Source organism: Streptoalloteichus hindustanus, from assembly GCF_900129375.1.
Classification (GTDB): Bacteria; Actinomycetota; Actinomycetes; order Mycobacteriales; family Pseudonocardiaceae; genus Streptoalloteichus; species Streptoalloteichus hindustanus.
The window spans coordinates 39,703-54,291 of record NZ_FQVN01000009.1 but is presented as its reverse complement, the minus strand read 5'-3'; the positions used below and the strand labels follow the sequence as shown (position 1 = coordinate 54,291).

The window sequence follows — 14,589 nt, the reverse complement described above, 5'->3', positions numbered from 1 at the left end:
GGACCCGGCGGCTCGCCAACAGCGTAGGCGTCGACTAGCTGAACGCCTTGGTCAGGATCTCCTGCTGCTCGACCTCGTGCACCTTGCTCATGCCCGAGGACGGCGCGGCCATCGGCCGGCGGGAGACCCGCCGGATGCCCGTCAGCCGCTCCGGCAGCAGCTCCGGCAGGTTGAGGCCGAAGAACGGCCAGGCGCCCTGGTTCGCCGGCTCCTCCTGCACCCACCGGATGTCGGTGGCGTTCGGGTACCGCTCCAGCAGCTCGGCCAGCCGGCGCTTCGGCACCGGGTAGAGCTGCTCGACGCGCAGGATGGCGGTGTCGGTGGCACCGCGCTTCTCCCGCTCGTTGTTCAGCTCGTAGGCGATCTTGCCGCTGCACAGCAGCAGGCGGGTCACCTTCGACGGGTCCGGCACCAGCGGGTCGTCCAGCACGGTCTGGAACCGGCCCTCGGTGAACTCCTTCACCGGGCTGGTGGCCGCCTTGAGCCGCAGCATCGACTTGGGCGTGAACACCACCAGCGGGCGCTGCACGCCGTCGAGGGCGTGCCGCCGCAGCAGGTGGAAGTAGCTCGCCGGGGTCGACGGCACGGCCACGGTCATCGAGCCCTCGGCGCACAGCTGCAGCCAGCGCTCGATGCGGCCCGAGGTGTGGTCCGGGCCCTGGCCCTCGTGGCCGTGCGGCAGCAGGACCACGACGTCGGAGCGCTGGCCCCACTTGGCCTCACCGGACGAGATGAACTCGTCGATGATCGACTGGGCGCCGTTGACGAAGTCGCCGAACTGCGCCTCCCACAGCACCAGCGCGTCCGGGTTGGCCACCGAGTAGCCGTACTCGAAGCCCAGGGCCGCGAACTCGCTCAGCGCCGAGTCGTAGACCAGGAACCGGCCCTGGCCCTCGGCCAGGTTCTGCAGCGGGGTGTACTCCTGGCCGGTCTTGCGGTCGATCAGCACCGCGTGCCGCTGCACGAAGGTGCCGCGCCGCGAGTCCTGGCCGGCCAGTCGGACCATCCGGCCCTCCATGGCCAGCGAGCCGAACGCCAGCAGCTCGGCGAACGCCCAGTCGATGCCGCCCTCGCGGGACATCTTGGCGCGCCGCTCCAGCACCGGCTTGACCCGCGGGTGCGGGCTGAAGCCCTCCGGCAGGTTGACGTAGGAGTCGCCGATCCGCTGGACGACCTCGGCCGGGACGTTGGTCGGCACCTTGGCCGGGACCTGCTGGTCGGACTCCACCGACGGGCTCGGGGACGCCGGGTGCCGCTCCAGCTCCCGCACCTCGTTGAAGACGTGCTCCAGCTGGCTGGCGTAGTCCCGCAGCGCCTTCTCGGCCTCGTCGACGGAGATGTCCCCGCGGCCGATCAACGCCTCGGTGTAGGTCTTCCGGACGCTGCGCTTGCCGTCGATGATGTCGTACATGCCCGGCTGGGTCATCGAGGGGTCGTCGCCCTCGTTGTGGCCCCGGCGCCGGTAGCAGACCATGTCGATGACGACGTCCTTGCCGAACTCCTGGCGGTAGTCCACCGCGAGCTTGGCGACCCAGTAGCAGGCCTCCGGGTCGTCGCCGTTCACGTGGAACACCGGCGCCTGGATCATCTTGGCCACGTCGGTGCAGTACTGGCTGGAGCGCGAGTGCTCCGGCGCGGTGGTGAAGCCGACCTGGTTGTTGATGATCACGTGCAGCGTGCCGCCGGTGCGGTAGCCGCGCAGCAGCGCCAGGTTCAGCGTCTCGGCGACCACGCCCTGGCCGGCGAACGCGGCGTCGCCGTGCATCAGCACGGGCAGCACGGTGAAGCCCTCGCCGCCCTTGTCCAGCAGGTCCTGCTTGGCCCGGACGATGCCCTCCAGCACCGGGTCCACGGCCTCCAGGTGCGACGGGTTGCAGGTCAGCGAGACCTTCACCTCGCCGTCGCCGAACATGCGGAAGTACTTGCCCTCGGCGCCGAGGTGGTACTTCACGTCGCCGGAGCCGTGCGCCTGGCCGGGGTCGAGGTTGCCCTCGAACTCGCGGAAGATCTGCGAGATCGGCTTCTCGACGATGTTGGCGAGCACGTTGAGCCGGCCCCGGTGCGGCATGCCGATGACGACCTCGTCCAGGTCGTGCTCGGCGGACTTGTCCAGCACCGCGTCCAGCAGCGGGATGACGCTCTCGCCGCCCTCCAGCGAGAACCGCTTCTGGCCGACGTACTTCGTCTGCAGGAACGTCTCGAAGGCCTCGGCCGCGTTCAGCTTCGACAGGATGTACTTCTGGACCGTGGCCGCCGGCTTCTCGTGCGGGACCTCGATGCGCTCCTGGAGCCAGCGGCGCTCGTCCGGGTCGGTGATGTGCGTGTACTCGACGCCGACGGTCCGGCAGTACGAGTCGCGCAGCACGCCCAGCACGTCGCGCAGCTTCATGCGCTCCTTGCCGGCGAAGCCGCCGACCGGGAACTCGCGGTCCAGGTCCCACAGCGTCAGGCCGTGCGAGAGGACGTCGAGGTCCTCGTGCCGGCGCTGGCGGTAGTTCAGCGGGTCGGTGTCGGCCATCAGGTGGCCGCGCGTGCGGTAGGCGTCGATCAGCTCCAGCACGCGCGCCGTCTTGTCGACCGCGCCGGCCGGGATGTCGCGCACCCAGCGCACCGGCTCGTACGGCAGACGCAGCGAGGTGAAGATGTCGTCGTAGAAGCCGTCCTCGCCCAGCAGGAGCTGGTGGACGCGCCGCAGGAACTCGCCGGACTCGGCGCCCTGGATGATCCGGTGGTCGTAGGTGGACGTCAGCGTGATGATCTTGCTGATGCCCATCTCGATCAGGGTGGCCTCGCTGGCGCCCTGGTACTCGGCCGGGTACTCCATCGCGCCCACGCCGATGATCGCGCCCTGACCCTTGGTCAGCCGGGGCACCGAGTGGTTGGTGCCGATGGTGCCGGGGTTGGTCAGCGAGATGGTGGTGCCGGAGAAGTCGTCGGCGGTCAGGCTGCCGGTGCGGGCCTTGCGGATCAGCTCCTCGTAGGCCTGCCAGAACTGGGAGAACGTCATGTTCTCGCAGCCCTTGATGGAGGCCACCACCAGCGAGCGCTGGCCGTCCTTGCCCGGCAGGTCGATGGCCAGACCCAGGTTGACGTGCTCCGGCGTCACCAGGTTGGGCTTGCCGTCCACCTCGGCGAACGCCCGGTTCATGTTCGGGAAGCTCTCCACCGCCCGGATGACGGCGTAGCCGATGAGGTGGGTGAAGGAGACCTTGCCGCCGCGGGTCCGCTTGAGGTGGTTGTTGATGACGATGCGGTTGTCCGCGAGCAGCTTCGCCGGGACCGCGCGCACGCTGGTCGCGGTCGGAACAGTCAGCGACTGCTCCATGTTCTTCGCGATGGCCGCGGCGGCGCCGCGCAGCGTCTTGCGCTCCGGGCCGGCGGCCGGCTTCACGGGAGCGGCGCTGGGGGCCTGGGCCGGCGCGGGCTTGCGGGCGGCGGCTCCGGCGGTCGTCGGCGCGCTGGCGGTGGGGGCGGCGGCCGGCGCGGCGGGGGCGGGCTTGGCCGCGGGCGACGTGGGGGCGGTCATGGTGGGCGAAACCTGGCCGTTGCTGTCCGGGGTGGTGGTCGCGGTCTGGGTCACGGTCTGCGGCGCCGCGGCGGCTGGCTTCGCCGGCGTGCCCGCACCCGCCTTCTGTGTCGGCTTGTAGTCAGCGAAGAAGTCGTGCCACGCCGGGTCTACTGAGGAGGGATCGGCGAGGAACTTCTCGTACATCTCCTCGACGAGCCACTCGTTGGGGCCGAACTGTGACGCAGGACTCGCAGGGCTGCTGCTGGACACGGCTGGCTCTCGCCTCGATCCATCTGCTCGGGGTAGTCACACTCGGTTTTCAGGCTAGTCCCCCGCGGGCGCGTCTTGGTACACGGTCGCCCCCTGGGGGAGAGGAGTGGGTCACAGGATCGATCCGGAAGACCCTCTGTCACCCGATCGGCTCTGTCCATCACCACTACGGCGGGTCCCGTCCGGGGGTCTTTCCGGTCTCTGGCTACTCCGCGCTGTCGAGATGGCGGCCGATGTCGGGATCGATCACCACTCCGGGTTCCGCCGAGGGGTCGGAGACACCTGTCCGCGCGAGCGCCGGGCGGTGGCCGCGCTGCGCCGAACGGTCGTCCACCTTCTGTCACCCAGAGTGATCATCTGGTCGCGACGGGGCGAGGGCCTGCCGGCGGTCGGGTGAGGACCGCCTGCCGGGGCGTCACCCCTGGCAAGAACCACCTGGCAGTTGCACGCCGCCGGCGCCGCGCCCGCCCGACGCCCGGCGGCGCGCCGGACAACCGCCCGATGGTGTCTCCCCACCCGGCCCCGGGGCGGTCAGCGTGCGGCGGCCGGCGGCTCCTCGCCGCCAGCCGGAGCCGTCGCCGGACCCGCCGGGGAACCCGCCGCCCGGCCCGCCTCGGAGCCGGCCTCGGAGCCGGCCGCCCACAGCCGGGCGTAGGCGCCACCGGCCGCGAGCAGTTCGGCGTGGCCGCCCTCCTCGACGATCCGCCCGCCGGCCAGCACCACGATCCGGTCCGCCCTGGCCGCCGTGGCCAACCGGTGCGCCACGACGAACGTGGTCCGGCGCTGCGCGAGGCGGTCGCTGGCGGCCAGCACCGCCGCCTCGGTCGCCGGGTCCAGCGCGGCCGTCGCCTCGTCCAGCAGCAGCACGTCCGGGTCGACCAGCTCGGCCCTGGCCAGCGCGACGAGCTGGCGCTGACCGGCCGACAGCCCCTGCCCGCGCTCGCCGACCTCCTGCCGGAACCGGGCCGGCAGCGCGGCGACCGCGGGCGTCGCGCCCACCGCCCTGGCCGCGGCCTCGACCTCCGCCGGACCCGCGTCCGGCCGGCCGTAGGCGATGTTGCGCGCGACGTCCCCGGTGAACAGGTGCGCCTCCTGCGGCACGACGCCCAGTCGGCGCCGGTAGCCGGCGAGGTCGTAGTCCCGCACGTCCACCCCGTCGACCAGGACCTGGCCCCGCGTCGCGTCGTAGAACCGGGCGATCAGCTTGACCAGCGTCGACTTGCCGGCCCCCGTCGCGCCGACCAGCGCGACCGTCTCCCCGGGGGCCACCCGCAGCGACACCCCGGCCACCGCCGGCTCCTCGGTGTCGGCGTACTGGAAGACGACGTCCCGCAGCTCCACCTCGCCCCGCAGCCGGCCCCGCACCGGCACCGGGTCGGCGGCCGGGGGCACCGAGCTGGGGGTGCGCAGCAGGTCGCCGATCCGCCGCAGGCCCACGCTGGCCTGCTGGTAGGAGTCGAACACGTTGGACAGCTGCTGCACGGGCCCGAAGAACAGCCCGAGGTAGAGGAGGAACGCCAGCAGCACGCCCGGAGTGAGGCTGCCGGTCGCCACGCGGTGCGCGCCCACCGCCAACACCGCGGCCTGGGCCAGCTCGGACAGCAGCGTGATGAACGGGAAGTACGTCGCGATGTAGCGCTGGGCCCGCAGCCGCGACCGCCGGTAGGCGTCGCTGCGCTCGGCGAACGCCTTGGCCGAGCGCTCCTCCCTGGTGAACGCCTGCGCGACCCGCAGCCCCGAGACGTTCTCCTGCAGGTCGGCGTTCACCGCGCTGACCCGCTCCCGCGCCTCGGCGTAGGCGTGCGACGACAACCGGCGGAACACCAGCGTGGCCACGAGCAGCAGGGGCAGCGCGCTCAGCGCCACCAGCGCCAGCGGCAGGTCGATGAGCACCAGCGCGCCGGTGATGCCGACGAGGGTGAGGACGCTGACCACGGCGCTCGCCAGGCCGGTCTGGAGGAACGTCGACAGCGCGTCGACGTCGGTGGTCATCCGGGTCATGATCCGGCCGGCCAGCTCGCGCTCGTAGTAGTCGAGCCCGAGTCGCTGCAGGTGCGCGAAGCTCCGCACGCGCAGCACGTAGAGCAGCGTCTCGCCGGCCCGCGCGGTGACCACCGCCTGCACCGCGACCAGCAGCCAGCCCACGGCCACGACGAGGAGCCCGAGCAGCACGGCGGCGCGGAGCGCGTCGCCCTGCCCCACGTGGACTCCCGAGTCCACTCCGTGCCGCACCAGCGAGGGCAGCAGGACCGAGGTGGCCGCGTCCCCGGCCACGCACAGGACGGTGACCAGCAGCGGCCACCGGACCAGCGGCACCAGCCGGCGCAGCCGGAACCCGGGGTCCTCCGCCCTCGGGTCGACGCCGGCCAGCCGGGGCTCGTCCGCGGGCGGCGGCAACGCCTCGACGCTGGCCAGCAGCTCCGGCGTCGGCGGTTGGGCGTCGACGGCCGCACTGGTGCGCGGGCCTCGGCCGGCCCTGACCGCACGCACGCCCGCCGAAGCGGACAGCCGGGCCGCCGCGGTCGCGGACGTCGACGCGGACGCGGAGCCCGACGCCGAGCCGGCCGCGCTCACGCCCGTGTCAGTGACGCTGTCCGTCTCCGGCTCGGGCCACAGCGCCGGCGTGACGCCGTCCGGCCCCGGCGAGAGGTCGACCGGCGTCCGCGCGTCCGGGTCCTCGATGCCCTCGCCGGGGCCGGAGAGCAGCGCCCGGAACAACGCGCAGCGCTGCTCCAGCTCGGCCCTGGTGCCGACGTCGACCACCCGGCCCGCGTCGAGCACCGCGATGCGGTCGGCCAACGCCAGCGTCGACCGCCGGTGCGCGACCAGGATCGTCGTGCGCTCCGCGGTGACGGCCCGCAGCGTGGCGTGGATGGCGGCCTCGGTGGCCGGGTCGACCGCGGAGGTGGCGTCGTCCAGCACGAGCACCCGCGGGTCGCTCAGCAGCGCCCTGGCCAGCGCGATGCGCTGGCGTTGCCCGCCGGACAGGGTCAGGCCGCGCTCCCCGACCGGGGTGTCGTAGCCCTGGGGCAGCGCGGTGACGAACCCGTGCGCCTCGGCCGCCCGCGCCGCGGCCTCCACCTCGGCGTCCGAGGCGTCCGGCCGGCCGTAGGCGATGTTGGCGCGGACGGTGTCGGAGAACAGGAACGCCTCCTCGAACACCACGCCCACGGTCCGGCGCAGCGAGGCGAGGCGCAGCTCCCGGACGTCGACCTCCGCGCCCGGCGGGCCGATCCGCACGCTGCCCTCGTGCGGGTCGTAGAAGCGGGGCAGCAGCAGCGACACGGTGGACTTGCCGGACCCGGCCGTGCCCACCAGCGCGAGCGTCTCGCCGGGCGCCACCGACAGGGACACCCCGTCCAGCACGGGCTCGCTCCGGGTGTAGCCGAACCGCACGTCGGTCAGCTCGACCCGCACCGGCCCCGCCGGCACGTCCCCGGCCCCGGCCGCCTCCCGCACCTCCGGCTGGGAGTCGATCAGCTCGTACACCCGCTCGACGCCGGCCCTGGCGAGCTGGGCCTGCATGAGCAGGCTGGAGATCAGCCGCGCCGGTCCCACCAGCCCGGCCACGTAGCTGGCGAAGGCCAGGAAGGTGCCCAGGCTGAGCTCGCCGCGCAGCGCCAGCCACCCGCCGAGGCCGAGCATGCCGACCTGCCCGAGCGCCGGCAGCAGGGCCAGCGAGGCCGTCGGCCGCGCGGAGAGCCGGGCGACCCGCATCCGCTCCCCGAACAGGCGGTGGGCCGCCGCCTCCAGTCGGGAGACCTCCCGCTCCTCCTGGCCGAAGCCCTTGACCACCCGGACCCCGGTGACGGTCTCCTCGACGTGCTGCGCGAGGTCCGCGGCGCGCTGCTGGGCCGACCAGGTCGCCGGGTAGAGCGTGCGCCTGGCCCGGGAGGCCACCACGCCCACGGCGGGCACGACCAGCAACGCGACCAGGGTGAGCATCGGCGAGAGCCACAGCATCGCGGCGATGGCCACCACCGCGAAGACGACGGTGCCGATGCTCAACGGCACCATCATGAGCAGCGCCTGCACGAGCTGGAGGTCGCTGATGGCGCGCGACACCACCTGCCCGGTGCGCATCGCGTCCTGGTTGCCCCCGTCGAGCCGCTGCACCGACGAGAAGACCGCCCGGCGCAGGTCGTGCTGGACGTCCAGGGCCAGCCGGCCGCCGAGGTAGCGGCGGACGAAGGCCGCGCCGTAGGAGAGCAGCGCGAGGCCGACCAGTCCGGCGACCACCCACGCCAGCCGCGCCGTGCTGCCGGCGACCGCGTCGTCGACCGCGACCCGGGTGAGCAGCGGACCGAGCGCCTGGAGGCTGACCCCGAGCACCGAGGAGCCCACCGACAGCGCCACCGTCCTCGGGTGCCGCCAGCAGGCCGCGACGAGCCGGCGCAGCCAGCCGGACCGCCCCGCGCCGCCGTCCGGGTCGTCGGCGTCGGCCGTGCCGTTCCTCGCCGGGCGGCTGGGCGGGGCTGTCGGTGCTGTGCTCACGCGACCAAGGCTAAGCGCGACCCCTGATAACGCCCGGTCGTTGTGGGCGGCGCCGCAGGAGCCGGTGGGCCGGGAAAACGCGTGGGCCGCCGGGATCGAGATCCCGACGGCCCACACGCGGAGGTTGACGCCTAGCTGATGTCGCGCCGGCCGGTCACGAGCCAGCCCAGGCAGATGAACAGCGCGGTGTAGCCGGCGAAGATGAGCGTGTTGGCCCACCACGGGAACGCGCCCTGCGCGCCGGCCGCCGCCTCGACGACCAGCCGCGCCTCCTTCTCGACGAGCGGGTTGATCGGTCCGACCTTGTCGAGGAACAGGTCGGCGGCGACCGCGCCCGGCATGCCGCTGGCCGCGCCGTTGGGCAGCACGGTCGGGACCGTGGTCTCCAGCGCCGAGCTCAGCACGTAGGCGCCCAGGTTCTCCACCAGCACCGCGTAGATCAGCAGGCCGATCACCGCGCCGAAGATGTTGCCGACCAGTGCGCCGACACCCACGCCGAACAGGGTCCACAGCGTGGACTCCAGGATCGTGGTGAGGGTGAGCAGGAACCAGCCCGCGCCGCCCGGCAGGGGCGTGTTCCCCGCGCCGAGCACCGTGCCGAGGCTGGCCGACAGCGCCACCGCGACGCCGAAGCCCAGGCCCACCACGGTGTAGACGACGAGCTTGGCGCCGAGCGCGCTGCCCCGGGACGACGCGGTGAGGAAGGTCGTCGTGATGGTCCTGCGGTAGTTCTCGCCGGCCACCGCCAGCGCGCCGAAGATCATCGGGAACAGCGTGGTGAGGTTCGCGCCCCTGGCGAACCCGAAGACCGAGACCATCCAGTCGCCGGCGTCGACGCCCTCAAGCGCCGGGGTGCTGGTGAGCCGCTCGACCACCGCGCTGCCGAACGCGGAGAAGCCCCAGCTCCACAGCACGCCGAGCAGCACGGTCGGGATCAGCAGGCCCCACCAGAGGTTGGTCGTGAAGATCTTGCGGAACTCGGCCCTGACCAGGGAGCCCATCAGGCGTTACCTCCGAAACCACTGGGGCCGCCCTGCTGCCCTGGGCCCGGCGGCTGTTGCTGGTAGCCCTGCTGCTGGTGGTCCTGCGGCGGGTACACCGGCTGACCGGGCTGTTGTCCGGGCTGCTGACCGACCACCGGCTGCTGACCGACGACGGGCTGCTGCCCGGTCGCCGGCCCGTACCCCGCGTGCGGCTGGTAGCCGGGTGGCGGCTGGTAGCCCTGCGGGACGGCGCCCGGGGGCACCGGGCCGTAGGGGTTGACCCCGGCGGCGGCGTACTGGCCACTGGTGAGCTGGAAGAAGATCCGCTCCAGGTCGACGGCCTCCTGCTGGATGCCGTAGACGGCCACGCCGGCGGCCAGCGCGATGTCGGCGACCTGCTTGCTGTCCGCCCCCGTGACCGCCAGCCGGCCGTCCTGGGTCGGCTCGACGTGGTGCAGCCCGGCCTCGTTGAGCGCGGCGACCAGCGCGTGCGGGTCGGCCGGCTGCACCAGCACCCGGGTCTGCTGGGACTGCCGCAGGTGCTCCAGCGGGCCGTAGTACATGGTCTGGCCGCGGCTGACGATCACCACCTGGTCCACCGTCTGCTCGATCTCGGCCAGCAGGTGGCTGGAGACCAGCACGGTGCGGCCGGTCCTGGCGAACTGCCGCAGGAAGTTGCGCAGCCAGGCGATGCCCTCCGGGTCCAGCCCGTTGGCCGGCTCGTCGAGCACGAGCACCTGCGGGTCGCCGAGCAGCGCGGTGGCCAGCGCGAGGCGCTGCCGCATGCCCAGCGAGAAGCCGCCCACCTTGCGCTGGGCGGCCTCGGCCAGCCCGACGAGGGTCAGCACCTGGTCGACCCGCGCGTCCGGCACGTCGGCCGCCGCGGCGTAGACGCGCAGGTGGTTGCGGGCGGTGCGCTTGGGGTGGAAGCTCTGGGCCTCCAGTACCGCGCCGACCACCCGCGCCGGGTTGCCGAGCTGGTCGACCCGGCGACCGTTGACGGTCGCCGTGCCGGCCGTCGGCGTGACCAGGCCGAGCAGCATGCGCAGGGTGGTGGTCTTGCCGGCGCCGTTGGGCCCGAGGAACCCGGTCACGGAGCCGGGCTCGACCGTGAAGCTGAGGTTCTGCACCGCGATGACCGGACCGAACTGTTTGGTCAGGCCCTGCACCACGATCCGGCCGCTGCCGTCGTGCACACGTCCTCCAGGATGACCGGTGTCAACTCGTCGTCATCCTGCCGCATGACGGTGCGTGCCCGGGTCGGAACAGCGACGGCCGGCGCTGGTCACCCCGGGTCAGGCACAGCACCCGGGTGGGCGTTCCTCCCGGTGCGGGCGTTCCACGACCGGGGCGACGTAGATCCGTGTGGCGTCGGTCTCCAGGTGCCCGCCGATGGGGATGGGCGAGGGCGGGGCCGCGTCGACGACGGGCAGCCCCGAGGTGGTCTCCGCCCTGGGCGCCGGGGTCTCCACCGGCGGCGCGGCCGGCGCGGTGGGCGCGGCGTGGCGCGGGACCCACGGCGTGGGCCGGGTGGACGACGCCATCCGGGCGAGGCGCGCGCGGCGCAGCAGTTCGAGCGTGTTGCGCAGGGGGCGGCGGCGGTCGCGGGTCGGCGCGCCGTCGCCGATCAGGTGCCGGTGCGCGGTGAGCCAGAGCTGGCACGGCCACCGGCGGCGCCGGCGCAGCAGACCGGGACAGGCGCGACACCGGCCGTCGGCGTCGGGTTGGTGCACCAGCAGCAGGAGGCGCCAGCCCTCGGCCAGCCGCTGGATCTCGGTGCGGGCGACCGGCAGCAACGCCGCCGGCTCGCCCTCGGCGGCCAACCGGTCCAGCAGGGCCAGCCGGTCGAGCACCGCGGTGATGGTCAGACCCCCCTCACGCTCGGCGGTCTCGCTCCGCCGCGCGTGCGCGCCGCCCTGGGCCGCGCCACCCCCCACCGGGGCGTCCCGCCCGTCGGCCGGCCCGCCCGCGGTCGGCCCCGGTGAGCGGGTCCCGACGCCGGTCGTCCGACCGCCCGCGCGGGCCGCACGGCTCCGCGTCCGGCCGAACACCGGGATCGAGCCTCGCCACGCCACGTGGTTCATCCCACCTCCAGTCCCCGTGCGGACACCCGCACTCGTCGGCGTCCGGGAGCGCGCCGGGGCGGACCGCGCTCCGGGACGTCCCCGTCCCACCGCCCTAGCGGGCGGCCTGCTCGTCACTCGAACCGGCGGCCTCGTCGAGCGCCCCGCGCAACCTCGTGGTCTGCTGTGCGGAGAGCACGGCGGCCTCGCCGGGCGGCGCCACGAGCACCACCTCGCCGCGGTCGACCAGAACGGTCACCGCCCGGTCCCGCCCGAAGGCGTCCCGGCAGGCCACCCACCAGCGCTGCTCGGTCATCGGCACGCACCCCATGCGCCGCCGGCGGTCCGGCTGCGCGCTCCTCGCTCGGCGTCGCTTCGGTTCGCTGGGGACATCGGTGGTGGGGGTGGGACAGCGCACCAGAACACGGGAACATCACTCGTTTGCTGGCCGAAGCCACCCGGACGGGCGGACTTGTCCCTTCTTGGGGGGATGATTGCCGATCCGCTGCCCACAAACCCCGTGTGGCGGCTAAGCTGTACGCGGCGGCTCGCTCCCGGTGACCCCCAGGCCGGTTGAGCGGGCCGCCCCTTTCGTCTCCAGGATCTTCCTCTTCCCCGTTCCCGCGCGACGAGCTCCCATTGTCGTTCGTCATCGCGGTGCGCCCCTCGTCCGCCCCTCATCCGTTCTCCGGTCGCCAACCCCGCCACAACCTCGCCGTTCTCCCCGCGTCGCGCGGTTTTCCGCTGACTCGCCACGTCGTCGACGGCTCGCGCGCGGGGCATCGCTGGTCACCTCCGGCGGCGGGGCGGGACCCTGCGCCCGACCACCCCGGACCGGGCGTCCGCTGAGGACAGCGGGGCGGCGGTGGCGGGGGTGTGACCAAGGACAGGCCTTCCCCCCGCGAAAGATTCCCGACAGATTCGGTGCTCCTCGCTGACCGGCGCCGCGGTTCGATCTGTCTCCGCTGGTCCCGGCTTCGCTTCCGCGGCGCCGGCGTGTCAACCCCTCCCGGCCCGGTTTTATGTCACTGGTTAAGACTCTTAGTCACAGAGATACCTTGCGGGGATCACTCAACACCGGGGGAAAGGAACACCGATGCGTGTCCTCCTGACGGCCTCGCCGGGGCTCGGCCACCTGTTCCCGCTCATCAACTTCGCGTGGACGCTGCGCGCCAGCGGTCACGAGGTGCTGGTGGCCACCGCCGCCGAGACCACCGACGCCGCGGTCGCGGCTGGTCTGCCCGCCGTGGACCTCGCGCCGGACTTCAGCTTCGAGCCGCTCAGCGCGCCGCTCGCCCCGCGGTTCGCCGCGTTGACCCCGGAGGACCGGAGCGGTCCGAAGCTGATCGAGATCGGCACCGACCTGTTCGCGGCCGTGGCCGAGAACCTGGTCGACCGCGCCGTCGACCTGGCCGACCACTGGCGACCCGACCTCGTCGTGCACTCGCCGATGGACGGCGTGGGGCTGTTCGTGGCGGCCAGGCGCGGCATTCCCGTGATCAACCACGAGTACGGCGTCTCCGCCATGGCGGAGCGCACCGAACTGGTGCGGACCAAGATGGCCGCGACCTACGAGCGGTTCGGCGTGGCCCACGAGGCCCCGCGCGGCGCGCTGCTCAGCGTCGCCCCGCCCAGCATGTACACGGGCGAGCGTCAGCCGTGGACGATGCGGTACGTCCCGTACAACGCCGGCGGTCGGCTGCCGGAGTGGTTGCTCGTCGAGCGGACCCGGCCTCGGGTGGCGGTCACCCTGGGCACCGTGTTCAAGAACGTGACCGCGCTGCGGAACCTGGTCACGGCGGCGGACGGGATGGACGCGGAGTTCGTGCTGGCGCTCGGCGGGGCGGACCCCGAGCCCCTGGGCGCGCTGCCGGACAACGTGCGGGTCGTGGACTGGGTTCCGCTGAGCGTGTTGTTGGACGTCTCCGACGCGGTCGTGCACCACGGCGGGTCCGGGACGACGATGACCGCGCTGGCCTCCGGACTGCCGCAGATCGTGTTGCCGCAGGGCGCCGACCAGCACTTCAACGCCATCGCGGTGGCCAAGCGCGGGGTGGGCCTGACGCCGGAGGAGACGGCGCTCGACCGGGAGGTGTTGACGGCGTTGCTCTCGGACGAGGGCCTGCGGTCCGTCGCGACCGAGGTGCGCGCCGAGATCGACGCGCTGCCCACGCCCTGTCAGCTGGTGCCGCGCCTGATCGACTCCCTGTTCTGATCGTTCCGCGCGGGCGGGTGGTGTGGGCTCCCCACCCACACCACCATCCGTCCTCGGTGGACGGGGGAACCCAAGCGTCCACATTGGACACGTCGGGAAAGTGAGCCGCCTCTGGCGGTTCCGGCCCTGCGAGGTCCATAGTGGACGAAATCGCGATTCGTGCCCGTCGTTTCTCCCGCCGGCTGGAGCATGGGACCGGTTGGCGATTTCTGTCCTGTCGTCGGGTATATCGGGTACTTGTCGTCAACGTGCCTGTCGCTGCGGTCGAGGTCCGTACGATCACCTGAGCGTCGCGGGTCGGGTGGGGACGCACCGTGGGAGGTCGCGTGGCGGGCAGACGGCAGAACAGGTCCTGGAACACCGTGTGGGCGGAGACGCCGAGGACACCGTCGGGACACCAGGCGGGCATCAGCCGCGAGCAGATCGTGCTGGTCGCGGTGGAGCTGCTGGACCAGGACGGCATGGAGGCGTTGTCCATGCGCCGGCTGGCCTCGCGGGTCGGGGTGGCCGCGATGTCGCTCTACTGGCACGTGGCCAACAAGGGGCACCTGCTCGAACTCGCCATGGACGAGGTGTTCGGGGAGGTCTCGATCCCGGCCGTCGACCTGCACTGGGCCGAGCGGGTGCGGGCGCTGGCGACCAGCTACCGCGCGGTGTCCTGCCGGCACCCCTGGGTAGCCCGCCTGCTGGGCGTCTACCCGCCCATCGGTCCGAACCTGATGCGCTTCACCGAGGCGATGCTGGTCGCGTTCGGGGACTCCGGGCTGTCCGGAGCCGACCTGGACCGCGCGGTGAACACGCTCGCCGACTACCTGCTCGGGTTCATCACGGCGGAACTGCGGACCGAGCAGCGCCTGCGCGCGGCCGGGATGGACATCGTCGGGTTCGCCGAGATGATGCGCCCCCTCGTGAAGTCCCTGGCGGGGGACCGGTTTCCCGAGGTCTCCGCCCGGGTCGACCGGATGAGTGAGCGGACGATGGACGAGCGGTTCGCGTTCGGGCTGGACAGCGTTCTCGTGGGCCTCTCCGCCCGGGGGCCGCGCCCCTGACGGGTGA

At 73.1% G+C, this 14,589-nt stretch carries 9 protein-coding genes; 2 read left to right on the top strand and 7 right to left on the bottom strand.

Annotated elements, in window-relative coordinates:
* Window positions 1-34 precede the first annotated feature (34 nt).
* The 7 genes from BUE43_RS24895 to BUE43_RS24870 all read right to left on the bottom strand — a co-directional run bounded on the left by BUE43_RS24895 (window position 35) and on the right by BUE43_RS24870 (window position 11,634).
* Window positions 35-3,712 carry a multifunctional oxoglutarate decarboxylase/oxoglutarate dehydrogenase thiamine pyrophosphate-binding subunit/dihydrolipoyllysine-residue succinyltransferase subunit gene (locus BUE43_RS24895; RefSeq protein WP_234995903.1) on the bottom strand — a complete coding sequence of 1,226 codons (3,678 nt, stop codon included), beginning with the start codon at window positions 3,710-3,712 and terminating at the stop codon, window positions 35-37.
* A gap of 271 nt (window positions 3,713-3,983) precedes the next feature.
* On the bottom strand, window positions 3,984-4,112 hold the full coding sequence (locus BUE43_RS35660; RefSeq protein ID WP_268844442.1) for a hypothetical protein: 129 nt from the start codon (window positions 4,110-4,112) through the stop codon (window positions 3,984-3,986).
* 197 nt (window positions 4,113-4,309) lie between these two features.
* Complete coding sequence (locus BUE43_RS24890; RefSeq protein WP_234995925.1) at window positions 4,310-8,176, bottom strand: ABC transporter ATP-binding protein; 3,867 nt, start codon at window positions 8,174-8,176, stop codon at window positions 4,310-4,312.
* A gap of 227 nt (window positions 8,177-8,403) precedes the next feature.
* Complete coding sequence (locus tag BUE43_RS24885) at window positions 8,404-9,273, bottom strand: ABC-2 transporter permease (RefSeq protein ID WP_073487611.1); 870 nt, start codon at window positions 9,271-9,273, stop codon at window positions 8,404-8,406.
* Entirely contained in the window at window positions 9,273-10,451 is a 1,179-nt protein-coding gene (locus BUE43_RS24880) for an ABC transporter ATP-binding protein (protein ID WP_073487609.1), read from the bottom strand. The genes BUE43_RS24885 and BUE43_RS24880 overlap by 1 nt, the downstream gene beginning before the upstream one ends.
* A 99-nt stretch (window positions 10,452-10,550) precedes the next feature.
* Entirely contained in the window at window positions 10,551-11,339 is a 789-nt protein-coding gene (locus tag BUE43_RS24875) for a hypothetical protein (protein ID WP_234995902.1), read from the bottom strand.
* A gap of 94 nt (window positions 11,340-11,433) precedes the next feature.
* A complete protein-coding gene (locus BUE43_RS24870) occupies window positions 11,434-11,634 on the bottom strand; it encodes a hypothetical protein (RefSeq protein ID WP_073488072.1) in 201 nt (66 codons plus the stop codon).
* A 780-nt stretch (window positions 11,635-12,414) separates the two neighbouring features.
* Between BUE43_RS24870 and BUE43_RS24865 the strand changes: the two genes are divergently transcribed.
* Window positions 12,415-13,533 carry a nucleotide disphospho-sugar-binding domain-containing protein gene (locus BUE43_RS24865; protein ID WP_073487607.1) on the top strand — a complete coding sequence of 373 codons (1,119 nt, stop codon included), beginning with the start codon at window positions 12,415-12,417 and terminating at the stop codon, window positions 13,531-13,533.
* Window positions 13,534-13,859: 326 nt separating this feature from the next.
* The gene (locus BUE43_RS24860) at window positions 13,860-14,582 is read left to right on the top strand and encodes a TetR/AcrR family transcriptional regulator (RefSeq protein ID WP_073487604.1); all 723 of its coding nucleotides are present in this window, start codon (window positions 13,860-13,862) and stop codon (window positions 14,580-14,582) included.
* The last annotated feature ends 7 nt before the right edge of the window (window positions 14,583-14,589 follow it).

Excerpts from the sequence above, each read along its gene's own strand:
- BUE43_RS24895 (WP_234995903.1), bottom strand. The coding sequence starts at position 3,712 with ATGTACGAGAAGTTCCTCGCCGATCCCTCCTCAGTAGACCCGGCGTGG.
- BUE43_RS24885 (WP_073487611.1), bottom strand. The coding sequence starts at position 9,273 with ATGGGCTCCCTGGTCAGGGCCGAGTTCCGCAAGATCTTCACGACCAAC.
- BUE43_RS24875 (WP_234995902.1), bottom strand. The coding sequence starts at position 11,339 with ATGAACCACGTGGCGTGGCGAGGCTCGATCCCGGTGTTCGGCCGGACG.
- BUE43_RS24870 (WP_073488072.1), bottom strand. The coding sequence starts at position 11,634 with ATGACCGAGCAGCGCTGGTGGGTGGCCTGCCGGGACGCCTTCGGGCGG.
- BUE43_RS24865 (WP_073487607.1), top strand. The coding sequence starts at position 12,415 with ATGCGTGTCCTCCTGACGGCCTCGCCGGGGCTCGGCCACCTGTTCCCG.